This window comes from Actinophytocola glycyrrhizae, from assembly GCF_042653545.1.
In the GTDB taxonomy this organism is placed as follows: domain Bacteria; phylum Actinomycetota; class Actinomycetes; order Mycobacteriales; family Pseudonocardiaceae; genus Actinophytocola; species Actinophytocola glycyrrhizae.
Window position 1 is genome coordinate 853,316 of sequence record NZ_JBHSIS010000002.1, and the last position, 23,257, is coordinate 876,572.

General features: G+C 72.4%; 26 protein-coding genes. 20 read left to right on the plus strand and 6 right to left on the minus strand.

Annotated features, from left to right (window positions below; all coding sequences use genetic code 11):
* The first annotated feature begins 328 nt into the window (after positions 1 to 328).
* The 6 genes from ACFPCV_RS03815 to ACFPCV_RS03840 all read left to right on the plus strand — a co-directional run bounded on the left by ACFPCV_RS03815 (position 329) and on the right by ACFPCV_RS03840 (position 3,747).
* Entirely contained in the window at positions 329 to 658 is a 330-nt protein-coding gene (locus ACFPCV_RS03815; RefSeq protein ID WP_378054492.1) for a helix-turn-helix domain-containing protein, read from the plus strand.
* 137 nt (positions 659 to 795) lie between these two features.
* Complete coding sequence (locus tag ACFPCV_RS03820; protein ID WP_378054494.1) at positions 796 to 1,653, plus strand: SDR family NAD(P)-dependent oxidoreductase; 858 nt, start codon at positions 796 to 798, stop codon at positions 1,651 to 1,653.
* Complete coding sequence (locus ACFPCV_RS03825; protein WP_378054496.1) at positions 1,650 to 2,183, plus strand: carboxymuconolactone decarboxylase family protein; 534 nt, start codon at positions 1,650 to 1,652, stop codon at positions 2,181 to 2,183. Before ACFPCV_RS03820 ends, ACFPCV_RS03825 begins: the two co-directional genes overlap by 4 nt.
* Positions 2,180 to 2,830: a TetR/AcrR family transcriptional regulator gene (locus ACFPCV_RS03830; RefSeq protein ID WP_378054498.1), complete on the plus strand. Its 651-nt coding sequence runs from the start codon at positions 2,180 to 2,182 to the stop codon at positions 2,828 to 2,830. The genes ACFPCV_RS03825 and ACFPCV_RS03830 overlap by 4 nt, the downstream gene beginning before the upstream one ends.
* Positions 2,831 to 2,895: 65 nt before the next feature.
* Complete coding sequence (locus ACFPCV_RS03835) at positions 2,896 to 3,366, plus strand: ATP-binding protein (protein ID WP_378054500.1); 471 nt, start codon at positions 2,896 to 2,898, stop codon at positions 3,364 to 3,366.
* A 21-nt stretch (positions 3,367 to 3,387) separates the two neighbouring features.
* On the plus strand, positions 3,388 to 3,747 hold the full coding sequence (locus tag ACFPCV_RS03840) for an STAS domain-containing protein (protein ID WP_378054502.1): 360 nt from the start codon (positions 3,388 to 3,390) through the stop codon (positions 3,745 to 3,747).
* Between the two features lie 166 nt (positions 3,748 to 3,913).
* Here ACFPCV_RS03840 and ACFPCV_RS03845 read toward each other — a convergent pair whose 3' ends face one another.
* A complete protein-coding gene (locus tag ACFPCV_RS03845; protein WP_378054504.1) occupies positions 3,914 to 4,771 on the minus strand; it encodes a M23 family metallopeptidase in 858 nt (285 codons plus the stop codon).
* Positions 4,772 to 5,076: 305 nt separating this feature from the next.
* On the opposite strand from ACFPCV_RS03845, the gene ACFPCV_RS03850 reads away from it, so the two are divergent.
* From ACFPCV_RS03850 to ACFPCV_RS03870, 5 genes are all read left to right on the plus strand, one after another.
* A complete protein-coding gene (locus tag ACFPCV_RS03850) occupies positions 5,077 to 7,197 on the plus strand; it encodes a sensor histidine kinase (protein ID WP_378054506.1) in 2,121 nt (706 codons plus the stop codon).
* Complete coding sequence (locus ACFPCV_RS03855) at positions 7,194 to 7,625, plus strand: roadblock/LC7 domain-containing protein (protein ID WP_378054507.1); 432 nt, start codon at positions 7,194 to 7,196, stop codon at positions 7,623 to 7,625. Before ACFPCV_RS03850 ends, ACFPCV_RS03855 begins: the two co-directional genes overlap by 4 nt.
* Positions 7,622 to 8,788 (plus strand): ABC transporter substrate-binding protein, encoded by a 1,167-nt coding sequence (locus ACFPCV_RS03860; RefSeq protein WP_378054509.1) that lies wholly within the window; start codon positions 7,622 to 7,624, stop codon positions 8,786 to 8,788. The genes ACFPCV_RS03855 and ACFPCV_RS03860 overlap by 4 nt, the downstream gene beginning before the upstream one ends.
* A 115-nt stretch (positions 8,789 to 8,903) precedes the next feature.
* Entirely contained in the window at positions 8,904 to 9,323 is a 420-nt protein-coding gene (locus ACFPCV_RS03865) for a YciI family protein (protein ID WP_378054511.1), read from the plus strand.
* Positions 9,324 to 9,355: 32 nt separating this feature from the next.
* Positions 9,356 to 10,636 (plus strand): RNA polymerase sigma factor, encoded by a 1,281-nt coding sequence (locus ACFPCV_RS03870; RefSeq protein WP_378054512.1) that lies wholly within the window; start codon positions 9,356 to 9,358, stop codon positions 10,634 to 10,636.
* Between the two features lie 20 nt (positions 10,637 to 10,656).
* Here ACFPCV_RS03870 and ACFPCV_RS03875 read toward each other — a convergent pair whose 3' ends face one another.
* Positions 10,657 to 11,619 (minus strand): helix-turn-helix transcriptional regulator, encoded by a 963-nt coding sequence (locus ACFPCV_RS03875; RefSeq protein ID WP_378054513.1) that lies wholly within the window; start codon positions 11,617 to 11,619, stop codon positions 10,657 to 10,659.
* 61 nt (positions 11,620 to 11,680) lie between these two features.
* Between ACFPCV_RS03875 and ACFPCV_RS03880 the strand changes: the two genes are divergently transcribed.
* Together ACFPCV_RS03880 and ACFPCV_RS03885 are read left to right on the plus strand one after the other, a co-directional pair.
* Complete coding sequence (locus tag ACFPCV_RS03880) at positions 11,681 to 12,247, plus strand: DinB family protein (RefSeq protein WP_378054514.1); 567 nt, start codon at positions 11,681 to 11,683, stop codon at positions 12,245 to 12,247.
* 1 nt (position 12,248) lies between these two features.
* Positions 12,249 to 12,686: a VOC family protein gene (locus tag ACFPCV_RS03885; protein WP_378054516.1), complete on the plus strand. Its 438-nt coding sequence runs from the start codon at positions 12,249 to 12,251 to the stop codon at positions 12,684 to 12,686.
* 36 nt (positions 12,687 to 12,722) lie between these two features.
* On the opposite strand, the gene ACFPCV_RS03890 is transcribed toward ACFPCV_RS03885, so the two are convergent.
* Positions 12,723 to 12,848, minus strand: a complete 126-nt coding sequence (locus ACFPCV_RS03890; protein ID WP_378054518.1) for a hypothetical protein — start codon at positions 12,846 to 12,848, stop codon at positions 12,723 to 12,725.
* Between the two features lie 83 nt (positions 12,849 to 12,931).
* Here ACFPCV_RS03890 and ACFPCV_RS03895 point away from each other — a divergent pair, with 83 nt between their 5' ends.
* Both ACFPCV_RS03895 and ACFPCV_RS03900 read left to right on the plus strand, forming a co-directional pair.
* Positions 12,932 to 13,177, plus strand: coding sequence for a hypothetical protein (locus ACFPCV_RS03895; protein WP_378054520.1), 246 nt, complete (start codon positions 12,932 to 12,934; stop codon positions 13,175 to 13,177).
* A 93-nt stretch (positions 13,178 to 13,270) separates the two neighbouring features.
* On the plus strand, positions 13,271 to 13,792 hold the full coding sequence (locus tag ACFPCV_RS03900) for a DUF6924 domain-containing protein (RefSeq protein ID WP_378054522.1): 522 nt from the start codon (positions 13,271 to 13,273) through the stop codon (positions 13,790 to 13,792).
* Positions 13,793 to 14,075: 283 nt separating this feature from the next.
* Here ACFPCV_RS03900 and ACFPCV_RS03905 read toward each other — a convergent pair whose 3' ends face one another.
* Complete coding sequence (locus ACFPCV_RS03905; RefSeq protein WP_378054524.1) at positions 14,076 to 14,354, minus strand: DUF2087 domain-containing protein; 279 nt, start codon at positions 14,352 to 14,354, stop codon at positions 14,076 to 14,078.
* A gap of 156 nt (positions 14,355 to 14,510) precedes the next feature.
* Here ACFPCV_RS03905 and ACFPCV_RS03910 point away from each other — a divergent pair, with 156 nt between their 5' ends.
* The 3 genes from ACFPCV_RS03910 to ACFPCV_RS03920 are packed head-to-tail and all read left to right on the plus strand — an operon-like array spanning position 14,511 to position 17,211.
* Positions 14,511 to 15,122, plus strand: coding sequence for a M15 family metallopeptidase (locus tag ACFPCV_RS03910; protein ID WP_378054526.1), 612 nt, complete (start codon positions 14,511 to 14,513; stop codon positions 15,120 to 15,122).
* Positions 15,119 to 16,225 (plus strand): alanine racemase, encoded by a 1,107-nt coding sequence (gene alr / locus ACFPCV_RS03915; protein WP_378054528.1) that lies wholly within the window; start codon positions 15,119 to 15,121, stop codon positions 16,223 to 16,225. The genes ACFPCV_RS03910 and alr overlap by 4 nt, the downstream gene beginning before the upstream one ends.
* Entirely contained in the window at positions 16,222 to 17,211 is a 990-nt protein-coding gene (locus ACFPCV_RS03920; protein ID WP_378054530.1) for a D-alanine--D-alanine ligase family protein, read from the plus strand. The genes alr and ACFPCV_RS03920 overlap by 4 nt, the downstream gene beginning before the upstream one ends.
* On the opposite strand, the gene ACFPCV_RS03925 is transcribed toward ACFPCV_RS03920, so the two are convergent.
* The gene (locus ACFPCV_RS03925) at positions 17,203 to 18,078 is read right to left on the minus strand and encodes a S1 family peptidase (RefSeq protein WP_378054532.1); all 876 of its coding nucleotides are present in this window, start codon (positions 18,076 to 18,078) and stop codon (positions 17,203 to 17,205) included. The two genes, ACFPCV_RS03920 and ACFPCV_RS03925, sit on opposite strands and share 9 nt — an antisense overlap.
* A gap of 152 nt (positions 18,079 to 18,230) precedes the next feature.
* Here ACFPCV_RS03925 and ACFPCV_RS03930 point away from each other — a divergent pair, with 152 nt between their 5' ends.
* A complete protein-coding gene (locus ACFPCV_RS03930) occupies positions 18,231 to 18,482 on the plus strand; it encodes a hypothetical protein (protein WP_378054534.1) in 252 nt (83 codons plus the stop codon).
* Positions 18,483 to 19,183: 701 nt separating this feature from the next.
* On the opposite strand, the gene ACFPCV_RS03935 is transcribed toward ACFPCV_RS03930, so the two are convergent.
* Positions 19,184 to 21,316 carry a hypothetical protein gene (locus ACFPCV_RS03935; RefSeq protein WP_378054536.1) on the minus strand — a complete coding sequence of 711 codons (2,133 nt, stop codon included), beginning with the start codon at positions 21,314 to 21,316 and terminating at the stop codon, positions 19,184 to 19,186.
* 429 nt (positions 21,317 to 21,745) lie between these two features.
* On the opposite strand from ACFPCV_RS03935, the gene ACFPCV_RS03940 reads away from it, so the two are divergent.
* Positions 21,746 to 23,224 (plus strand): glycoside hydrolase family 76 protein, encoded by a 1,479-nt coding sequence (locus ACFPCV_RS03940; protein ID WP_378054538.1) that lies wholly within the window; start codon positions 21,746 to 21,748, stop codon positions 23,222 to 23,224.
* Positions 23,225 to 23,257 lie beyond the last annotated feature (33 nt).

A 23,257-nucleotide genomic window follows, 5' to 3' on the forward strand; every position in this document is an offset into this window, starting at 1 on the left:
TCCGGGTGCTGGGACCGATCAAGGCACGTGGTCCCAGCACCCGACGCTCGCAGCGGTATCAGGTAAGGAAATACAGAAAAGAAGGGAGAGGGCGCATCATTGGATCGCCCGCCGTGGCTGTCGTGCGCCGGGCGGGTACCGCAGGTCCATCGGATTGGTAGGTGGTTCTCGGTTACTGACAAGCGATCCCCGCACGTTCCGGTTCTCGAACGGACGACGCGGGTACGGTAAGTCGGCCTCACGGCCGGTTGGCAATGATGAAACCCAAACCCCTGGGCCCCTGGGTGCCGTGCACGGCACCCAGGGGCCCTTGTGATGTGGAGGTGGAATGATCCCTGACCAATCAAGCGCGTCCCCGCCGAGCGCGGACGACAAGTTCGACGACGAGCACTACCCCGCCTACACGATGGGCCGGGCCGCGGAGATGCTGGGCGCCACCCAGGGGTTTCTGCGCAGCCTCGACGAGCACGGCCTGATCCAGCCGCAGCGTTCCGCCGGCGGACACCGCCGCTACTCCCGCCACCAGTTGCGCCTCGCCGCACGCGTGCGTGAACTCGTCGACCAGGGCACCCCCATCGACGCGGCGTGCCGCATCATCATCCTCGAAGACCAGCTCCACGAAGCCCAGCAACGCAACGCCGAGCTCAGCTCCGACTGAACCCGTCCGCGCGGTGTGCCGCAGGCACGCGGCACACCAGCGGCGTCGGCCTCGGCGACACCCCTACCGCCACTGATCCGCGGGCCGTCTTCACGCGGTTTGCGAACATCGGTGTTCGTAGATGTTACGGTGGCCGCATGTGGCGCGGCGGCAAGGCATCGTTCGCGGGTCGGCGGGTGCTCGTGACGGGTGCCGCGCGCGGCATCGGCGCGGCCCTCGTCCGCCGCCTGCACGACAGGGGCGCGCGGGTCGCGCTCGCGGGGCTGGAACCGGACGGGCTGGCGGCGGTCGCGCGGGAGTGCGGCGGCGCGCCGTGGCGGGAGTGCGACGTGGGTGACGGCGCCGCCGTCACCGCGGCGGTCGACGAACTCGCCGAAGCGCTCGGCGGGCTCGACGTGGTCGTCGCGAACGCGGGCATCGCCCGGCAGTGGTCGGTGCTGCACGGCGACCCGTCGGTCCTGGCGACCACCCTGCGGGTCAACACACTCGGCGTGTGCCACACGATCCAGGCCGCCGCGAAGCACGTCGCCCACCCCGGCGGCTACGTGCTCGCCGTCTCGTCGCTGGCAGCGGCCGTCCACCTGCCCCTCCTCGGCGCCTACAGCGCGTCGAAGGCCGCGGTCGAGGCACTCGGGGACACCGCCCGGCTCGAGCTCACACCGTCGGGTGCCCGCGCCGGGGTCGCCTACTTCGCCGAGCTGGCAACGGACATGACCACGCGTGGCTTCGACACGAAGGCCGCGGCGGCGTTCTTCGGCGCACGCGGCACGCTGAGCCCCGTCACTCCCCTGACCGTCGCGATCGACGCGCTCGAACGCGGCATCCGCGGGCGCGCGGCGCGGATCTGCGCACCGAGGTGGGCATGGCCGGTCCTGCTGGCCCGCATGCCGGTCCAGCGCGCGATCGCGCTGCGCGTGCGGGGACCACGCATGCGGGAGGCGCTGGCGATCGCCGAGACCGAGGACGTCGCGTTCACCACCGAGCAGCCGGGATGACCGGTGCCCGCGTCAGTCCCGGCACCCGCCGCCAGCTCGGCTGGTTCGGCTGGACCTTCACGCGGCTGGCCGGACTCCGCACCCGCACGGCACCGCCCGCGCTGTTCACGGTGCTCGGCAGGCACCGCGGGTTGTTCCGCCGGTGGCTGGTGTTCGCGTCGGCGCTCATGCCGGGCGGCAGGCTGCCGCGCAGGGACACCGAACTGGTCATCCTCCGCGTCGCCACGCTCCGCGCGAGCGACTACGAACTGCGCCAGCACGTCCGGCTCGGCCGGGCCGCCGGGCTGACCGCCGAGGAGATCGACCGGGTGCGGGATCCCAGCGCGGAATGGGAGGGCCGCGACCGCGTACTGATCACCTCGGCCGACGCGCTGGTCCGCGACCGCGACCTCGACGACGGCACGTGGCGCGCGCTGCGCACCGAGCTGTCCGAAGTGGAGTGCCTGGAGTTCTGCCTGCTCGTGACCCACTACGACCTGCTGGCCACGGTGATCGGCACGCTGCGCATCCCGCCGGACGAGCCGAGGTGAGCACCCACCACGAACCGCTGCCCCGGGGGCGGCACGGACTGACCCGCGACCAGGTCCGCGACTCCCAGCGCGCCAGGCTGCTGCTCGGCATGGCCGAGTCGGTCGCGGAGCACGGCTATCCGCGCGCCACGGTCGCGACCGTGCTCAACCGGGTCCACGTCTCCCGCGAGACCTTCTACCAGCACTTCTCCGACAAGGAGGACTGCTTCCTCGCCGTGCTCGACGAGTCCGCGAAGCTGCTGGCCAGCGCGCTCGCCGCCGGTGCGGGCACGGCGACCGGACCGGCGCTGCCCCGGCTCGAACGCGTGCTCACCACCTACTTCACGACGTTGTCCGAGCAGGTGCCGTTCGCGCGCGTGTTCTTCGTCGAGTCGTACGCGGCGGGGATCCCCGCGCAGCGCAAACGGGTCGAGGTCCAGGAGCGTTTCGTCGACCTGATGGTCACCGCCTTCGCGGACTCGCCGGAGTGGCGCACGCTGCCCGACCCCCGGTTCGCGTGCCGCCTCGTCGTCGGCGGGATCAGCTCCCTGGTGTCGGCCGCACTGATCAAGGGCGAGGCGGCCACGCTGCCCGGCACCGCGCCGAAGGTCGTCGAGCTGGTCCGCCACCTCGTCTCCCCCGGTGCGGAATCGTCCACACGGGTTTAGGTCCGGCGGTCCCGGTGGTAAACGCCCGGCATGCACAAACCGTCCGGTGGTGAGGAGCGTGGAACATGTCGATCCAACCGCAGGACGCCACGGACGACGAGCAGCCCGGTGTGCGCACGCACAGCTGCGACCTGGAGACCACCCCGATCAGACATGTCCGCCGCCTCGTCCGCGACCTGCTCGGCGACCACCCCGGCGTCCTGCTCGACGACGCGGTCCTCGTGACGGACGAACTGGTCAGCAACGCCATTCAGCACGGACGTGGACCGAGGAGCTGCCGGCTGACGCTGATCCGCGACGGGCGGGGGTTGCGTGCCGAGGTTACCGATTCGGGTCCCGGTGAACCGCGCCCGCGCACCCCGGACGACACCGGCGGCCGGGGACTGCTGCTCGTGGCCCGGCTGGCGAACGCCTGGGGCGTGCACTGGTTCGGCGACCACAAGACGGTGTGGGCCGAGCTGGTCCCCGACACCAGGGAACACAAACGGCGCGCATCGCACCTGTCCGTCGCACCGGATGGGTCGCGTTTGGTCTGAACTCCGGTACGGTTCCCGGCTGTGACCGACCAACCAGGGCTGCGAATCGACACCCGCCGCATCGACGACGCGGTGGTCGTCGACGTCGCCGGCGAGGTGGACCTCGACACCGCGCCGAGGCTGCGGGAGGCGATCGCCGTCGCCATCGACGAGGCCGGGAGTGGCACGTGCGTCGTCGACCTCACCGACGTGCCCTACCTCGGCTCCTCGGGGCTCAGCGCACTGCTCGACGCCAACCGCGAGGCGGCGGCACGGCAGGCGCCGCTGCGCATCGTCGTGGACGCCAACCGCCCGGTGATCCGGCCCATCGAGATCACCGGGCTGGACCAGGTGCTGCACCTGTACCACTCGGTCGAGGAAGCCCTGGACGCAGCGAAGTGACCACCCCGGCCACGATCCGGGGCTGACCGACGGGACAGGCCGCCAGCACCCGGAAGCAGCGCCGCGGGCGCGGGCATCACCAGCCACTGCGTGACAGTGGCGATGCCCGCGCCCGCGAACCGGGCCGTCAGGTGCGCGACGGCTTGCGCGGCGAGGAGGAAACGGCTCAACCGCAGTGCTCGTAAGGACTGGTGTACGACCGCGACCCGATCGAACCGCCCCACCGCACGCACTTCGACGGCGCGGCACGCGACACCGGGCCCGCGTAGTAGCCGTACCTGCCCGAGTCGGTCGCCTTCGTGCCGCCCTTCACCTGCAGGTGCGCCGAGACCGCGGTCTTCCTGCCCAGCGCCGTCGACTTCAGCGTCACCACGCAGTTGCGCTTGTTCCCGGCGTTGTACAGCAGGTACACCCTGCCCGCACTGCCGAACGCGTGGGAGTCGATCACCGAGTAGCCGGAGCCGCACACCTCCCTCGGGGTGTACGGGTTGCCGCCACCGCCGCAGTTGTTCCTGCTGGTGAAGCTGGTGTGCCCGTAGTACGGCACGGCCCTGCCGTTCAGCACGACCTTGCGCGCGACACCGTTGACGAGCTGCTCGTAGTGCAGGTGCGGCCCGGTGACTCCGCCGGTGGCACCCGCCCTGCCGATCTGCTTGCCCCGCGCCACCTTCTGGCCGACCGAGACCTGCTGGACCGACAGGTGGGCGTACCGCGTGCGGTAGCCGCCGCCGTGGTTGATCTCGATCCAGCGGCCGTAGCTGGTGGCACCTTCGTTGTCCACCCTGGACACGGTGCCCGCCGCGGAGGCGAGCACCGGCATCCCGGTGATGCCCGGCTTCTGGAAGTCGACGGAGTTGGCGGGCCGGTGACCGCTGAACGTCGCGGCGGTCACCGTGGTACCGCAGGTGAACGGCACCTGGAAGTTGGGCGCGGCCGCCGCGGTCGGCGCCGCGACCACCACCAGCGCCACGGCGGGCAGCACCGCCGCGACCAGCCCGGCGGCCGTGCGTAATCGCTGTCGCATGTGGATCCTCCCTGCAGGGTCGGGGTTTCCGGCACACTGTGACGACCGGTGGGCAATCTGTCACCTGGAACGGGCGCACTTCCGGGCGGTTCACGCCGCCTCGCCCATCGTCTGCCGCCATTCGGCCCACGCCACGATGACTCCGGACGCCGGACCGGCCATCCGGGATTGATCGACATCGTGATCGGGTATTCACCCGATAGTGTTGCGTGGTCCATCGATGCCGGGTAGAAATTTCCCCACCCCGCCACCGCCCTGCCGTTCTCGCCTATCCCGCATTCGTCCGCCACCGAGGGGAGCACCAGTTGAGCCTCGCCCGGAAGCTGGCGCTCCTGGTCGCGGTCCCGCTCGTCGCGGTCGTCGGTTTCGCCGCGCTCGCGCTGGTCACCAGCGTCGGCCAGGCGGTGGACAGCGGCAGGCTGGCCGACGAGGTGGCGCTTGCCAGGACCGCGGGTGTGCTCACGCGGGACCTGCACCGGGAACGGCTCGCCTCGCTCGCGATGCTGCAGAACCCGCCCACCGACGACCAGCGGGCGGAATTCCGCCGCCTGTCGGGGGAAACGGACGCGCACGCCGCCGGGTACCGCGTGCGGCGGGCGGAACTGTCCGCCGTGCCCGCGCACTTCGCGGAGGTGCTGGCGCGGATCGACACCGCACTCGAGGACCTGCCGGGACTGCGTGAGCAGGTGCTCTCCGGCGAGCACGCGAACCTGTCCGCCATCACCTTCCGGTACCGGATCATCGCCGCCGACCTCGCGACGTTCCGCGAGCGGGTGTCGGCAGGCGCGCCTGCGGAGCTGACCGGCGACCTGCGGGCCGCGGCACAGCTGTCGCGGATCACCGAGTACATCGGGCTCCAGCAGATCGCGGTGCTGCGCGCCGCGGCCGACCCGTACCTCACCCCCGCCATGAACGACGAGGTCCAGTCCGCCCGCGCCGGGGTGGTCGACGCCGCGTACGCGTTCAGCCAGGGCGCGCCGCCCGCGTGGCGCGGCTGGTACGACCGGGCGCGGGTCGGCGAGAACGGCACGGCGGTGCAGCTGATGGACGACAGTGTCGCCCGCACCCAGCCCGGCCAGAAGGTCACGCTCGACACCGCGGCGTGGACCACCGCCATGAACGCGCACCTCGACCGGCTCGGCGCGGTCGAGCAGCGGGTGGACGACGCGGTCGTCGCCTCCGTCGAGGACTACCGGGACGCACAGCTGCTGCGCACCGTGATCCAGGCTGGCGCGGTCGTCGCGACACTCGCCGCGGCGGTCGCCATCGCGATCTGGCTCGGCGCGCCCATGATCCGCGGCCTGCGGCAGCTGCGTGGTGCCGCGCACAGCGCGGCGTACGAGAGCCTCCCCGCCGCGGTTTTCGCGCTGCGCAAGCGCAACTCCCTCGGGAAGGCCACCCCCAAGGAGTACGCCGACGCGGCGGGCGACGCGGTGGTGGTGCGCGGCACCGACGAGATCGCCCAGGTCGGCAAGGCGGTCAACGAGCTGAACCACTCGGCGATCCACCTCGCCGCGCAGCAGGCCGCCATGCGCGACCAGGTGGACTCGATGTTCGTCGCGCTCGCCAGGCGGGCGGAGCGGCTGACCTCGGCGCTCATCTCGCAGGTCGACCTGACCGAGCGCGGCGAGCAGGACCCCGACCGGCTCGCGGCGCTGTTCACACTGGACCACCTCGCGACGCGGATGCGCCGCACCAACAACAGCCTGCTCATCCTCGGCGGCGAGGGCTCGGCCCGCGTGCGCAAGGAGCCGATGAGCTGCCACGACGTGCTCAAGGCGGCGGTCTCGCAGATCGCGCGGTACCAGCAGGTCGACGTGCACAGCGAGATCGACCAGCAGAACCTCGACCTGGTGGTCGCCGCGGAGATGACCGACCACCTCGCGCACCTGTTCGCCGAGCTGATCGACAACGCCACCGCGTTCTCGGCGCCGAACGCCAGAGTGGCCGTCGTGGCCGCGCCGTCCGGCAACGGCGCGGTCGTCACCGTGACGGACAAGGGCCTCGGGCTGACGCCGGAGAAGCTCGCCGCGGCACGGGCCCGCCTGGCCGACCCCGACCAGGACTTCGGTGCGGTGCGTGCGATGGGTCTCGCCGTCGTCGGCCGCATCGCGTCCTGGTACGGCATCGACATCGAGATCGGATCGGCGCCCCGGCAGGGCACGGTGGTCAAGGTCGGCCTGCCCGCGCGGGTGTTCACCCGCCGCACGGACTTCGACTGGTTCCACGGGCAGGCCAAGGCGGCCGCGCCGAGCACCATAGCCACCGCCCCGTCCCCGTCCTCGGCCCCCTCCGCCGGTGCCGACCAGCGGGACTCGGCGAAGATCTCCGGGGTGATGACCGCGTTCGCGAGGGGCATCGGCGCCCACCGCACTGCGAACGGCAAACCGGACCGGCCGACCCCAGATCTCGTGGAGAGAAGTTGACCAGGGAACTGTCCAACATCGACTGGCTGCTGAACGACTTCGCCGAGCGGGTCACCGGTGTCACCCACGCCGTCGGCGTCTCGGCCGACGGCCTGCTGGTCGCGTCGACCCGCTCACTGGCAGGCGGCGGCGCCGAACAGCTCGCGGCGATCGCGTCCGGGCTGGTGAGCCTGCTGTCGGGGGCGTCGCGGCTGCTGTCGGCACAACCGGTGGCCAGCAACCTCACGGAGATGAACGGCGCGTTCATGTTCTCCATGGCGGTCAGCGACGGCGCGTCGCTGCTCGTGGTCGCCGACCACACGTGTGACATCGGCCAGGTGTCCTACGAGATGGCGGAGCTCATCAACAAGGTGGGCCCGGCGCTGACGCCGGCGGCCCGCGCCCGCAACATCGGCCGCGCGCCCGCGACCGAGGGGACCGCCAGGTGAGGCACCCGGTGCGGCGCGCGGTCGCCGCGTGCGCCGCGGTGACGCTGCTGGCGGCCGGGTGCTCCGGCGAGGACGACCCGCCACCCATCCGCATCGGCCTGCTCACGGCACTGTCCGGCACCCAGCAGGCCCCGGGTTCCGACATCCGCCAGGGGTTCCTGCTCTACCTGGAGACGCACGACAACGTCCTCGGTGGCCGTGAGGTGGAGCTGGTCACCGCCGACGAGGGCGAGAACGCGCAGTCCTCCACGCCCGCCGCCGAGCGGCTGGTCGAACGCGACGACGTCGACGTGCTGGCGGGCACCATCTCCAGCGGCGCGTCCGGCGGGGTCGCCGCGGTCGCGACCCGCGAGAAGATCCCGTTCGTCGGCGCGAACGGCCGCCCGAAGATCGAGGACACGACCTGGGTGTGGCACACCAGCTTCCTCACCGAGGACTTCGGCGCGTCGCTCGGCCGGTACATGGCGGAGGAGATCGACGGACCGGTGTACGTGATGGGCCAGGACTTCGTCGGCGCGTACGAGGGCATGCGCGGCTTCCTGCGTGCCTTCCGCGAGTCCGGCGGGGTGCTCGCCAACCCCAGCGGCGAGCCGACGCTCACCCCGATGGCCACGGTGGACTACCGGACGTACCTGGACGGCATCCCGGCGACCGGCGCGAAGGCCGTGTACGGGTGGTACGTCGCCAAGCAGGGCGTCGACTTCCTCAAGCAGTACCCCACCTCCGCCGCGGCGTCCCTGCCGCTGTACGGCAGCGGCGCGACGGAGGGCACGAAGGCGCTGCCCGCGATCGGGGCGGCCGCCCTCGGGGTGCGCTCGGCGTTCCACTACGCGCCCAACCTGGACAACCCGGCGAACCGCGCGTTCGTGGCGGCGTGGGACGCGAAGTACCCGGGGGTCGTGCCGTCCGGCCTCGCGGTGTCGGCCTACGACGCGGGCGCCGTGCTCGACCGCGCCATCGCGGCGGCGGGCCCGGACGCCGGACCCGCGGAGATCAACAAGGCGATCGGGGAGCTCGGCAAGATCGACAGCCCGCGCGGTGAGTGGGAGTTCGGCCCGAGGACCCACACCCCGGTCCAGAAGTGGTACCTGCGCGAGGTCCGCCGCGACGGCCGCTCCCTGTCCAACGCGGTGATCCAGGACCTGGTCACGCTGGGCAGCTGAGGCCACCGGCGCGGCTCGCCAAAAAGTTCGGACGCGTGTCGATCCCTGCCGTCGGCCGTTCGACTCAGGGGTGAGAGGGTCCACGACGGACCCGGGCGAGCAGGGAGTACGAACCGTGAAGTACATGCTGATCTGGCGGGCGACCGACGAGGCCTTCGCACAGATGGGGAACGTCGACCACGACGAGATGATCGCGACCGTCGGCAGGTACAACCAGGAGATGATCCGCGCCGGCGTGCTGGTCGCCGCCGAGGGGCTGGACTCCGCGGCGGACGGCGTGGTCGTCGACTACTCGTCCGAGCCGCCGGTGGTCACCGACGGGCCCTACGGCGAGACGAAGGAACTGTTCGGCGGGTTCCTCATCCTCAACGTGGCCTCGAAGGAGGAGGCGGTCGAGTGGGCGAAGCGGTCGCCGATCACCGGCCCAGGGTTCAAGGCCGAGATCCGGCGGGTGACCGAGATCGACGAGTTCCCGCAGGACAACGAGTGGATCCGCAAGGAGCGGGAGTGGCGGGCGGCCACCGGGCAGCTCTGACCGGACAGGACGTCGACCGCCGGGAGGCTCGCGTGTCGGACCCCACGGGCCGCAAGGCCGTCGCCGCCGTGTGGCGGATCGAGTCCGCGCGGATCGTCGGTGCGCTTTCGCGCTACACCGGCGACTTCGCGCTGGCCGAGGACCTCGCGCAGGAGGCACTGGCGGAGGCACTCGTGACGTGGCCGAGGGACGGGGTGCCCCGCAACCCCGCCGGGTGGTTGCTGACCGTGGGCAGGCGGCGGGCGATCGACGCGTTCCGCAGGCGCTCCGCCCTCGACGAGAGGTACGCCGCGCTCGCCCACGACCTGGGCGAGGGCGGCGCCTTCGCCGGGAGCGCGCCCGCACGGCACGACGAGGACGTGCCGTGGGACCCGGACCAGATCGACGACGACATCCTCGCGCTGATGTTCGTCTCCTGCCACCCCGTCCTGTCGCGGGAGGCGCGGGTTGCGCTCACGCTGCGGGTCGTCGGCGGTCTGACCAGCGACGAGATCGCCAGGGCGTTCCTCGTCCCGACCGCCACCGTGCAGGCCCGCATCACCCGCGCGAAGAAGACGCTCGGCGCCGCCCGTGTGCCGTTCGCGGTGCCGACCGGGCAGGAGCGGGCGCAACGGCTCGGCTCGGTGCTCAGCGCCATCTACGTGATCTTCACCGAGGGATCGTCCGCCAGCTCCGGCGACGACCTGATCAGGTTCGACCTCGCGGGCGAGGCGCAGCGCCTCGCCCGCGTGCTCGCCCGGCTGGTGCCGGACGAGCCCGAGGTCCACGGCCTGCTGGCGCTGCTGGAGCTGACCGCGGCCCGGTTCCCCGCCCGCACGGGACCCGACGGTGAGCCGGTGCTGCTGGAACACCAGGACCGCGGTCGCTGGGACCGGGCCGCGATCCGCCGTGGCCGCGCCGCGCTGGCCCGCGCGGAGAAGGCGGGCCGCGGTCTTGGCGCCTACGGGCTGCAGGCGGCGATCGCCGAGTGCCACTCCGTCGCGCCGTCGGTCGGGGAGACGAACTGGGAACGGGTCGTGCTCCTGTACGAGGCGCTGGGCAGGCTCGCGCCCTCGCCGGTGGTCGAACTGAACCGGGCGGTGGCGGTCTCCATGGCGCAGGGCCCGGCCGCGGCGCTGACGATCGTGGACGAGCTGGCGGCCGCGGGCACGCTCGCGAACTCGCACCTGCTGCCGACCGTGCGCGGTGAGCTGCTCGCCCGCATGGGCCGCGCCGACGAGGCACGCGGGGAGTTCGAGGCCGCCGTGAGCTTGTGCGGCAACGAACGCGAACGTGCCGTACTCGCGGACAAGCTCGCGGACCTGGGCCGGTAGGCGCACCGGACCGGGACGGTTCAGCCGGGCCCGGCCATCGCCGCGACACGGGCGGCGAGCACCCGGGCCGCCGCCAGCAGTTCCGGGGGTGAGAGCACCTCCGCCTCGAATCCCAGCCTGGCCACGTGCATGGCGAGCAGGTCAAGGTCCACCCCGCCCGCGACGAGCACGCACCAGCCCTCGCGGTCGTCGTCCTCGACGCGCCCGACCTGGGGCGGCACCAGCCGCCGCACCTGGTCCGGCTCGGCGCGCAGCCGGAACCTGGCGAGGTACGGGTACGGCGCCTCGGTCACCGACCGCCGCACGTAGTCGACCGGGTCCGGGTGCTCCCTCGGCCGGAAACGCCACGTCGTCGCCGCCACGTCCCGCATCCGGTCCAACCGGAAGGTGCGCCAGTCGTCGCGGTCGACGTCCCACGCCATCAGGTACCAGCGGCGGCCGGTGGCGACCATCCGCACCGGCTCGACCGTGCGCTCCTGTCGCGCCGCGTCCCGGCCCGCGTAGGTGAACCGGACCCGCACGGCGTCCCGGCAGGCCCGCGCGAGCGTCACCAGCAGCTCCGCGTCGATCTCGATGCCGGGCCCGACGAGGGTATCCGTGGCGCCGTGCACCGCCCGCACCTCGGCACGCAGCCGGGGCGGCATCACCTGGTCGAGCTTCGCGAGCGCACGCAGCGCCGCCTCACCGGCGCCCGCGACCGTGCCACCGGACGCGAGTCGCAGCGACACCGCCGTCGCGATCGCCTCCTCGTCGTCGAGGAGCAGCGGCGGCAGCCGGGTGCCCGCCCCGAGCTGGTAGCCACCGCCCACCCCCGGCGTCGCGTGCACGGGGTAGCCGAGTGCACGCAGCCGCTCCACGTCGCGGCGCACCGAACGGTCGGTGACGCCCAGCTCGGCGGCCAGATCGGTGGCGGTCCACGACGGCCGCCGCTGCAACAGCGCCAACAGCCGCAGCACCCGCTCGGTCGTCCCCTCGACGGTCACGCGCCGATCCTCGCACGAATCACGGACGGCAGCTGTCCGCTATCTGCGGCAGGGTGGCCACATGACCGACCAGACCTGGAACCGCCTGCTCCGCGATCAGCTGGACTGGCACTGGACCCACCAGCTGCGCGCCCGCCTCGACGGGCTGACCGACGACGAGTACTTCTGGGAGCCGGTGCCCGGCTGCTGGAACGTGCGCCCCCGAGGCACCGGCACCGCACCGGTACAGGCGGGCTCCGGCGCGATGGCCATCGACTTCGCCGTGCCGGAGCCCGACCCGCCGCCGTTCACGACGATCGCGTGGCGGCTGGGGCACGTCATCGTCGGCGTGCTCGCGATGCGCAGCGCGGCGCACTTCGGCCGCGCGGCCACCGACTACGACTCGTTCCCCTACGCCGCGACCGCCGCCGAGGCACTGGCCCAGCTCGACACGGAGTACGCCACCTGGCTCGCGGGCGTCGAGTCCCTCGGCGAGACCGGCCTGGCCCGCCCGTGCGGCGAGGCGGAGGGACCGTACGCCGAGTACCCCCTTGCCGCGCTGGTGCTGCACATCAACCGCGAGATGATCCACCACCTGTCGGAGGTCTGCGTGCTCCGCGACCTCCACCTGCGCAGGGAGACGAGCTGACATGGCCAGGAACGTGCAGATCACGTTCGACTGCGCCGACCCGGCCGCACTGTCCGCGTTCTGGGCCGAGGTGCTCGGCTACCGGTTGCCGGACCCGCCAGGGGGCTTCGAGTCGTGGGACCGGGCCCTGGACGCGATGGGCGTGCCCCCGGAGCGCCGCAACGACGCGTCGGCGGTGGTCGACCCCGAAGGCGCCGGGCCGCGGTTGTTCTTCCAGAAAGTGCCGGAGGGCAAATCGGCCAAGAACCGCGTGCACCTGGACGTGCGGGCCGCTCCCGGCCTCGACGGCGTCGCCCGGATGTCGGCACTGGAGGCGGAAGCCGGACGCCTGGTCGCCCTCGGCGCCACCAGGGTCGCGCGCCACGAGCCCGCTCCCCCGCTCGGCGCGGGACACATCGTGCTGACCGACCCGGAGGACAACGAGTTCTGCCTCGACTGACGTCGACCGCGGCCGCCTGGCCGCTGCCGTTCCCGGTCACGGCTCCAGCCAGGCGGTGGAGGCGCCGCGGGCCTCCGCGCTGCCGGTCACCGCGAAACCCAGTGCGCGCAGGTGTTCCGCGGCCGTGCGATCGGTGCCATCGTCACCCTGGTGGTGGCTCACCAGCAGCGCTCCGCCGCCCGCTCCCGCACCGACTCCATGAGCAAACCCTTGGCACAGCCCACATCCAGAAAGGTGCCGGACCGGTGGACCCCGTCGACGATCATCTCGCGGCGCTCACGCCAGCGGGCCGCGGCGCCACCGCAGCCGGAGCCCGCCTGCGGAGTGGTGCCGCGCACACGACGTTCTCGTCGCGGTGCGACACCGTGGTCGACAACGAGTGGACCGTCCTGGACGCTGCGGTCAACGTCGACGTCGGCTGCGTCAGCCACTTCAACCTGGTGTCCGACCGGGCCGTGTTCGACCGGGTCCGGCAGGCGGTGACCGGATAGCGCTACCCGACCACCGGACCCGTCGGCCGCTGGGCCAGGCACTGGCGGTACTTCGCGGTGAACCTTTTGTCCACCCGCGCACGTGCACTGGACGTGAGACCACGCATCGACCCCGATGACGTCGGTGAGGCCGCGCTGGTGGTACGCACCGACTACTCCGACGACGCGGCCTGGCTGACCGTCGTCGCGCTGCTCGAGACCGAGCACCCGCTGGGTTTCCGGCCGGACAACCACTTCGTCGACGACCCCGCCTGGGCCGGGGCGAGCGCGGAGGAGGTGCTGGCCGCGGCGCCACGGGAGAACGGGGTCGTGTTCCTCGCGGACGTCGCCACCATGGCACCGCCGCACCCGCTGCTGGCCCTGAACACGGTGACCAGGGACGAGTGCGAGGACGACTACGAGTTCGCCTACGAGATGAGCCGTGGCCGGGAGTTCCGCGTGCTGCCCGCCGGCGTCTCCGACGTGGCCATCAACCTGCTGATCGCGAACACCGACTTCCCCGACTTCGCCGCGTCCGCGCAGGACGACCCCGACGGCTGGTACCGCGGCGTGGCCGCCCACCCGAGGGGCGCGGCGGCGATGGCGGAGCTGCGGGACTTCCTGCGCGGTATCTAGATTGGTCCCGGGAGAGTGGGAAGCGCCCGTCGGGTCCCCGTGGGTGAGCCTCCGCTTCGCGGAGCCGGCGCGCGGGGCGGAGCCCGGACGGAGCGAGCCCGGGCCTTGGTGCTGTGAAAGGCGCGTTGAGGACATGGCGGGATGCCGTCAACGCGCCTTCACGGCGGCCCGGCGGGCGGGATGCCTCGCTTCGTGAAGTCAGTCGGCACAGAATCACTCGCGGGATGTGGGCGTCCTGCCGGAGCCCGTCTCCACCCGCCAGACCCACTTCACAGCCAAGTGTTCAGCAGCCGAGCACGTCCACCCAGCCGCCAGAGCGCCAGTAGAGCCCGTGCTCGCGGCTGAGCATGCCCTCGTCGACGAGGTGGCGCCGCACCGTGACGTGGTCGGTCTCGCCGCCCGCGCACCACGCGCGGAGCACGACGTCGACCTCCTTCTCCGGGAACCGCCGCCCCGGCTCGAAGGACCGCACGACCTGTTCCAGCACGACCCGTCGCCGTGACTGCCTGGCGGGCAGGCGCACCAGCCTGCCGTCGGACACGAACCCACGCAAACCATCCACCCCGGAACCATGACCTCGGGCGGGCCTGCCACGCAACCGAAATCCGGTTCTCGGCCGATCGGCCAGTCACGACGCCGCGGAATCGGCCGTTCGGCCAGCCGGCAGGGCCTTCCGGACGACCCGTCGGCCCTGGTCACGTTCCTAGCATCGGGCAGCATGACGATCTTGCTGTCGGATCCCGCCGTCCACGCGATCCGCGTGCATGACAACGGCGACCCGCTGGTGCCCCTGTCCTTCGCGCCCGGTGTGCTGGTGCGGTCCGGTCTCGCAGGCCGGCTGGTCCGCGCGCGGGCGGCCCTGCCCGACGCGGTGGACCTGCTGGTCGTCGAGGGCCACCGCAGCGTCGCCGGCCAGCGGGCCATCATCGCGGAGTACTCGGCGCGGCTGCGGGTCCTGCACCCCGACGCCGACGAGGCCGAGCTGACCCGCCTGTACAGCCGGTTCGTCGCCCCGGTCGCGGTCGCGCCACACGTGGCTGGTGCCGCGGTCGACCTCACGCTGGTCGACTCCGATGGCGCGGAGCTGTGGCTCGGCACGCCGATCGACGCCACCCCGGAGCAGAGCGGCGGCGCGTGCTTCTTCGACGCGGACGTGGACCCCACCGCGCGGCGCAACCGGACGGTCCTCGCGGCCGCGCTCACCGGGGCCGGGCTGGTCAACTACCCCACCGAGTGGTGGCACTGGTCCTACGGCGACCGGTACTGGGCGCTGCTCTCCGGCGCCGACCACGCCGTCTACGGGCCGGTCGAGTCGACGGTGCCCGCGTGAACGCCGTCGCCACCCGCGTGCAGGCGCCGACGCTGACGGTCGACCTGTCGGCCGTCGCCGCCAACACCCGCCGGTTCGTCCGGACCACGTCCGCCGCGGTGATGGCGGTGGTGAAGGCCGACGGGTTCGGGCACGGGCTCGCCGACGTGGCCAGGACCGCCGTGGACAACGGCGCGACGTGGCTCGGGGTGACGTCGATCACCGAGGGGGTCGCGGTCCGCGAGTCCGGTGTGGACGCACCGGTGCTGAGCTGGCTGAACCCGGTGGACGCCGACGTGGCGACCGCCGCGGGCCACCGCATCGACCTCGCCGTGCCGAGCGTGCGCCACCTCGACGCGGTCGCCGCGGCAGGCGCCGGGGCGCGGGTGCACCTGCAGCTCGACACGGGCATGGCCCGCGACGGTGCCGCCGAGGCCGAGTGGCGGGCGCTGATGACGGCGGCCCGGCGGGCGGAGGCCGCCGGGAGCGTGGCGGTCGCGGGTGTGATGGGGCACCTGGCGATGGCCACCGAACCAGGGCACCCGGCGAACAAGCGCGGGCTGCTGTCCCTGCTGCACGGGGTGGAGTTGGCCGAGCAGGCCGGGCTGCGCCCGTCGGTGCGGCACCTGGCGGCCACCGCTGCCACGCTGACCGAGCCCGCCACGCACCTGGACATGGTGCGGGTCGGTGCCGGGCTGGTGGGCATCGACCCGTCCGGCACCACCCGGCTGTGTCCGGCGCTGCGGCTGACCGCGCCGGTGGTGCAGGTGCGGCGGGTGGCCGCCGGAGTCGGGATCGGGTACGGGCACACCCACGTGACCGACCGCGCGACCACGCTGGCGCTCCTGCCGGTCGGGTACGCCGACGGTCTGCCCCGCACCGCGTCCGGCCGCGCGCACGTGTCGGTCGCCGGGCTGCGGCGGCCGGTGGTCGGGGTGATCTCGATGGACCAGACGGTGGTGGACCTCGGTGACCACGCGGTCGAGCCGGGCGAGGAGGCGGTGGTGTTCGGACCGGGCGACGACGGTGAACCGACCGTCGGCGACTGGGCGAGGTGGGCGGGGACCATCCCGCACGAGATCGTGACCGGCATCGGTCACCGGGTGGAACGGAGTGTTCGGTGAGCGACCGGATCAGGGTGGCCGTGGTCGGTGGCGGGCAGAACGTCGAGCACGACGTCTCCCTCTCCTCCTCGGCGGCGGCGCGCGCGGCGCTCGACCCCGCGAGGTATGAGGCTGTGGGGTTCACCATCGGCCGCGACGGCACCTGGATGGGCCCCGACGACCGGCCGCTTGGCTCGTCGCCCGCCGACAGCCTCGCGGGCGCGCTCCGCGAGCTGGCCGCGTGCGACGTGGTCCTGCCGCTCGTGCACGGGCCACACGGCGAGGACGGCGCACTCGCCGCGCTGTGCGAACTGGCAGGCCTCCCCTACGTGGGGTCGCCGCCGAGGGCCGGCGCGCTGGCGATGGACAAGTGGGCGACAAAGCTGGTGGCCGAGGCGGTCGGGGTGCGCACCGCGCCGGGCAGGCTGGTCACCAGGACGGACACGGTGGTCTTCGACGGGCCGGTGGTGGTGAAACCGGTCGCGGCGGGTTCGAGCTTCGGCGTCCGCCTCGTCGAGACCGAGGCGGAGCTGGCACCCGCGCTGCGTGCGGCGCTGGAGTTGGACGACCGGGTGCTGGTGGAGCAGGTCGTGTCCGGCAGGGAGATCGACGTGGCCGTGCTCGACGACCCGGCGGGCGGGGTGCGGATCGGGCCGCCGCTGGAGATCGTCGTCGACGACGGCCTGTTCGACACCGCGACCAAGTACGACGGCTGCGCCACGTTCGTGGTCCCGGCCCGCCTGACCGACACCGAGACCAAGGCGCTGACCGACGCGGCGCTGCGGGTGTACGAGGCGCTCGGCTGCCGTGGCGTCGCGCGCGTCGACTTCTTCCTGACCGCCGGCGGGCCGGTGCTCAACGAGGTCAACACGATGCCGGGGATGACCGCGCAGTCGCAGGTGCCCAAGATGTTCGCCGTCGACGGACTCACCTACCCGGAGCTGCTGGACCAGCTGGTCCAGTCGGGTTGGACGTGTTCGCGGCGGCTGCCTGTGGCACTACCGTGACGTGCCGCCGGTCTGCTCGTGTATCCAGGCCGCCACCACGTCGACCCGCGCTACGATCTCCATACCGGGTTGCGGGCAGGGCGGCCCGGTGTTCACGACGGCGACCAGCCTGCCAGTGCGATCGTCCTCGGAGACGAAGAACGGGGCACCCGAATCCTCCGGGCAGGGCGTGTTCTCCACGGTCCGCTCCCCGACCGACGCGGCCTCCAGCGTGACCGGCCCGACGCCGGCGACCGTGAACCGCCCGCGTTTGAGGTGATCGGACGGCCCGAAGACGGTGGCCGACAGCGACCCCCAGCCCGCGAACTGCAGCGGCTCGCCGACCACGGGCGGCGCGTCGGCCACGGTCAGCGGCTCCACACCGGTGACGGGCGCACTGAGCCTGACCACCGCCAGGTCGTTGACCGGCGACTGCCGGACGTCCACGACCTGAGCGACGTGCCCACCGGGGTCGGTGTCCTTCAGCTTCCCGACCGTCACCGTCACGGTGTACGGCGGCGGCCCGTCGATCCGCCTGTCGGCCAGGTCGTGAAAGCAGTGCCCCGCCGTCGCCACCCATTCCGGCGCGATCAGCGCGCCACTGCAGGCGCCGCTGCGCACTCCGCCATCGGGCGTTGGCACGTCGTCCGTGGTCAGCTTCGCGTTGAAGGGCAGGACCGGCGGCGGCGCTGGTGGCGGTTGCGGCGACGGCGGCGGTTGCGGCGATGGTTGCGCCGCCCTGTCCTGCGCGGTGGTAGCCGCCCGGCCAGGCTCCGGCACCCCCGCCGCCCGCAGCTCACCCCCGCCGACGTAGGCGAAGGCGACCCCGGCGCCCACGACGACGCCGACCGCCAGTGCCGTCAGCCGGCCTCCCGATCTGGTGCTCACACACTGGATCACGGATGGGAGACCTGATCGGTTGCAGATCTGCACAGTTCGGTCACGAAGAAGTGACATCGCCGGTTGCGATATACGTACGTTGCGCGATGTCTCGCGGTCCCGTCCGGCGCACTCTGGGCTCGCATGCTCGGAGGTAAGACATGGACGAGAGATCGCTCCACGCGCTGGCGCAGGTGGCGTCCGGCGACGTGGAGTTCCACACCGGCGCCTGGGGAGGCCCGGCAGGCTACCGCTGGCGCGGCGTGGCAGGCGGCGGGCCGATCCCCTGGGACAGCGTGCTCGAACGACTGGAGGCCAAACACCTGATCGCGGTCGAGCCACGGCTCGGCCCACTGGAGCGGCGCGTCCGCGTGACAGCGGACGGCATCGCGTTGCTCGCCGCCGCGAGCTAGATAGTTGATTCCGTGAAGTCGGCGTGAGTGGGCGGCCGGTCGTCGTGTGCTGGTCGCGTCGGATCGGCCCGGGTGCGTTGCCTGGTTCCGGTTCGAGTTGTGGGTTGTCCTCACCGGACAGGCAGGTCTCCGGGGTGGCGGAGGGGGAGGTCGGCTGCGGTTGGGGCGGGTCTGCCTGCCAGGTCGACGGGATGGCAGGGAGCCCCTTCTGGGTGGGCTTGCGCCACCATCGGGGTTGCGCGGGCCCGGGCGCGGAGCGCCCTGGCACGGTGTGGCAATGCCCTGAAAGGCGCGTTCAGGGCGCTGAGCGCCCTGAACGCGCCTTTCAGGGCATCGGCCCAGCCCCGTCAGGCGACCGCAGGGGTGTGGGTGTCGCGCCTGATGACGGGTCCGTACGCCAAGCCACTTCACATGATCTTCACGGAATCAATCGCCTAGGGGGACGGGAACGCCGGTGCGCGACTCGGCACACCGGCGACGTCGTCGTGTGCACACCTCGAACGCGGCGCGGTAGGCGGCAGCCACAGCGCGGCACGCGGTAGGCGGCGCGGCAGGGCAGCGCGGCGTGGCAGCGACGGGCTCGGTGGACAGCCGGGCGAGCACGCGGCGCCGCTCCTCGGTCCGGACATCGTGCGAGCCGGGCTGTGCCCTGCCCGCGTCCTGCCCGCGACGCCGGTCGCGTCGCGGGCAGGAGGGTCGGTTCAGACGCAGGCGCAGCTGCCGTCGCCGGACTCGGTGCCGTAGCCGCCGGAGTCGGTGGAGCCGCTGTAGCCCGCGTTGCCTTCCGGACCGTCGCCGACGTCGGTGCTGGAGGGGTCGGTGTCGTTCTGGTTCGGGGTGGAGTCGGAACCACTCAATCCGTCGCCGTCAGCGTCGGCACCGTAGCCGCCGGAGTCGGTCCCGGCATCGGAGCCGGAGCCAGTCCCCGTGTCCGAGCCGGAGTAACCACCGGTGTCGGTCCCGGCGTCCGCGCCGGAGAAGCCACTCGTGTCGGACCCCGTGTCCGAGCCCGAGTAGCCGCTGGAATCAGTCCCCGTGTCCGAGTATCCGCCGGAACCGGCGGCCGAGTCAGAACCGGAGCCGGAACCCGCGTCCGAACCCGCGTCGCCGTAGCCGGAGCTGTCGCCGGAGCCGCCGTAGCCTTCGCCGCCCTCGGGGCCGTCGCCCTGGTCGGTGCTCGACGGGTCGGTGTCGTTCTGGTTCGGCGTCGCGTCCGCAGAACCCGTCAGGCCGTCGCCGTCCGCATCCGCACCGCCGTGGCCACCCTCCGAAGCGTCACCCAGGTCCGTGCCCGACGAACCGAGGTCGTTCTGGTTCGACGTGCCATCCACATCGCCGTAGCCCTCGCCACCTTCCGGGCCGTCACCCAGGTCGGTGCTCGACGGATCCGCGTCGTTCTGGTTCGGCGTCGCGTCCGCAGAACCCGTCAGGCCGTCGCCGTCGAGGTCGCCGCTGAACGAACCCTGGTCCGGGGTGGTGCCGTCGTAGCCCGCGCCGCTCTCCGGGCCGTCGCCCTGGTCGCTGCTCGACGGGTCGGTGTCGTTCTGGTTCCAGGTGGCGTCCTGCCGGTCCGGGATGCCGTCCTGGTCGTAGTCGGCGTCCGGGTCGTCGCTGTCCGGTGGGCTGGTCGGGGCCGGGCTCTCGACCCGGTCGCTCGGGTAGCCCGCGCCGCCCTCCGGGCCATCACCCTGGTCGCTGCTCGACGGGTCGGTGTCGTTCTGGTTCCAGGTGGCGTCCTCCTCGTCGGGGACACCGTCGTGATCGCGGTCCGGCAGGGCTGCGCGCCTGGCCGCCTCGGCCGCGTCGGCTTGCTCCTGTGCGCGTTCCAGCCCCTCGCGGTACTGGGCCTCCGGCCGGTTCTGCGCCCGCCACGCGTCCTGCTGCTCCTTCGCGGTGCGCTGCTGCTCGGCCCAGCTCTCCTTGGCCGCCTCGATCTCCTCGGTCGTCGGCGGCGGCTGCGGGGCGGGACGGATCTCCTTGTCGATGCTGACGCCGCCGCTCCAGTCGAACCAGTCCGACCAGCTGCCGCTGGGCTGCTGCTCCTCGGTTCTCGGTGCCGGGCCCTTGATCTCGGGCTGTTTGCGCTCCTCGGTGGGGTCGGCCGGGGTGGTGGTGTCGACGGTGCCGCCGCCAGGCAGCGGTGTGGACGTGGTGTAGCCGTCGGGCAGCTCGACGCTCACGGTGCCGTCGGCTTTGCGCTCGACCGTCACCTCCGTCTCGTAGCTGCGGCCCTCCGGCGTGGTGACCGTTCCCTTCGCCTTGTAGCCGCCGGTGACCTCACCCTCCGGTGACAGGTTGAGCGAAAGCGTCGACGAGAACTCGCCGTGCTTGCCGATGTCGAGTTTCACCGTGCCGTTCGCGTTGAGGCCGTCCGGTTTCGGTGCGATACCGGTGAACTGCGGACCGCTCGGTTTTCCCGCCCGCACGCCGCCGCTGACATACCAGCTTCCGGTGTAGGAGTCGTACGCGATCGTGCCGGTCACCGACACCCCCGGCCGGACCGGGACGGCACCGGAGACGCCGATCCCGTCCGGTGCGGGCGCCGCCTCCCAGAACTGGGCGCCACGGGCCTTCATCTCGGTGACGACCTCCTGCTCCCGCAGGGAGTCCTTTCCGGCCACCCGGCCGAGTTCGGTGCCCAGCTCCTGGTCGGTCATGGTGCGGACGTCGACCGGCGGCGCCGGCCGAGCATCCTCTGTGGCCTGTGTGGTGTCCGCCTGCTGGGGGTCGGCCACCGCGACGCCCGCGGACAGTCCCATACCGACGGTCGTGATGGCCGCGCCGAACAGCATTCTGCCGGTGACGCCGAGCGGATGCCCCGATTTCTTCGCCATGGATCCCTCTCCGTTTCCCCGAAAGACGTGAGGTGAAAGTGGCGACCACGCTAGCGGTGTGCCAGAGAAATAGCGCGTCGACCAAGACCGTTCGGCGTACTCCGTTGGCCCGAACGTCTCGCACCGATCGTCGGGAATTTCGCGGAATTCACGGAAGCACACACAGGCCGCCAATACTACGTCTTTTCGCGGGAACAGCGGCCGAACCGGAACACGTCCCGCCTTCGACCGCAAGGCCGGACGGGCAGGTCTCGGGGGGTTGTTTGGTTTGCGGTCCGCCTGCCATCCCGTCGGGGGTCATCACGGACTTGCCGGGTCCCTGCCCCCGGCCGCAGGACCGGCCCCGTGCGCGGATTAGTCCCTTCGGACGTGTACGAGAGCGCTCTCATGGGTCACGGTGGAATTTCCCTGCGATTGACGAGGTGTTCCGTGCGCGCATCCTCCTGGCTCATCCCTGTCCTGGTCACGACCACGTCGCTGCTCGGCAGCCCCGCGGCGGCCGAACCCGCGACCAGCCCACCGACCCCGGCCGCGGCACCCGTTGCCGCGGCCGTGATCTGCAACCTCCACTGCGACGCCCGCGACCCGTCGGCCGCCTCGGGTGACCGGATCGCGGTGACGGCCGGGGTGTCCGGCCGGACGCTCCGGCTCCACCTCAGCGACGGCGACGCGATGGGCTGGGCCGCCATCGACCAGGTGCGGCCTGGCGACGAGGTGTGGCTCGACCGCTCGTTCGACGGCGGCGGCTCCTGGGCGGGTGGCAGCCGTCTCGGCGTGACCACCGCACCAGGTGGCGTCGGCGGGTGGCGGACCCAGATGTACAACAACGACGACTGGGCCAACCGGGGGGTCGGCGCGTTGCGTGCCTGCGGCCGCGCGACCGACACCGGCGCGATCGCGTGCACCGCGTGGGCCAGGACGAAGTGGAACGCCGCCAACCGCACCGAGGCGGCGGCGACCGCGATGATGGCGCTGTACGACAACGGCGCCGGGACGTTCCGCGGCGCGGGCTGGTGGGGCAGCGCGGTCGCCCTGTCCTCGGTGATCCGCAACGCCGAGGTCACGCACATGCCCAGCTACCGCTACGCGATCGCGACGACCTACGACCGCAACGTCGACACGGGCCGCGGCCAGTTCCGCAACGAGTTCTCCGACGACACCGGCTGGTGGGCCATGGCGTGGCTGGACGCCTACGACCTCACCGGCGACCGGCGCTACCTGGACACCGCACGGATCGCGGCCGATCACATGCACACGTTCTGGAACGGCGCGTGCGGTGGCGGCATCCGCTGGCGCGAGGGTGGCACGTACAAGGCGGCGATCTCCAACAGCCTCTACATCCAGGTCAACGCCACTCTCGCGAACCGGACCGGCAACGGGACCTACCGCACCCGCGCGACGGCGGGCTGGTCCTGGTTCGCGGCAACCGGCCTCATCGGCGGCGACGGCCTGGTGCGCGACGGACTCGACGAGGCGAACTGTGCACCGGGCGGGACCGTGTTCTCCTACAACCAGGGTGTGCTGATGTCCGGCCTCACCGAGCTGTCCGCCCTCACCGGCGACCCGGCCCCGCGCGCCCGCGCCCGGCAGGTCGCCGACGCGACGACCCGGCCCGGCTCCGCGCTCACCGACAGCAGCGGCATCCTGCACGACCCACCCGAGGGCTGGGACGGCTGCGGCAATGACGGCGCATACTTCAAGGCCGGTCTCGCCCGCGGGCTCGCCGAACTGGACGCCGCGCTGCCGGACCACCCGTACGGGGGCTACCTCGACCGGCAGGGCAACTCCGCGTTCTCCCGTTCCCGCAACGCTTTCGACCAGTACTCGCTGTCCTGGTCGGCGTGGACGAAACCGACGGGACCGGGTTGCCAGGCAAGCGCGCTCGCATTGATGAACGCCACGCACTGACCGCGCCAGCCGGTGCCCCGAAAGACGCTTTCG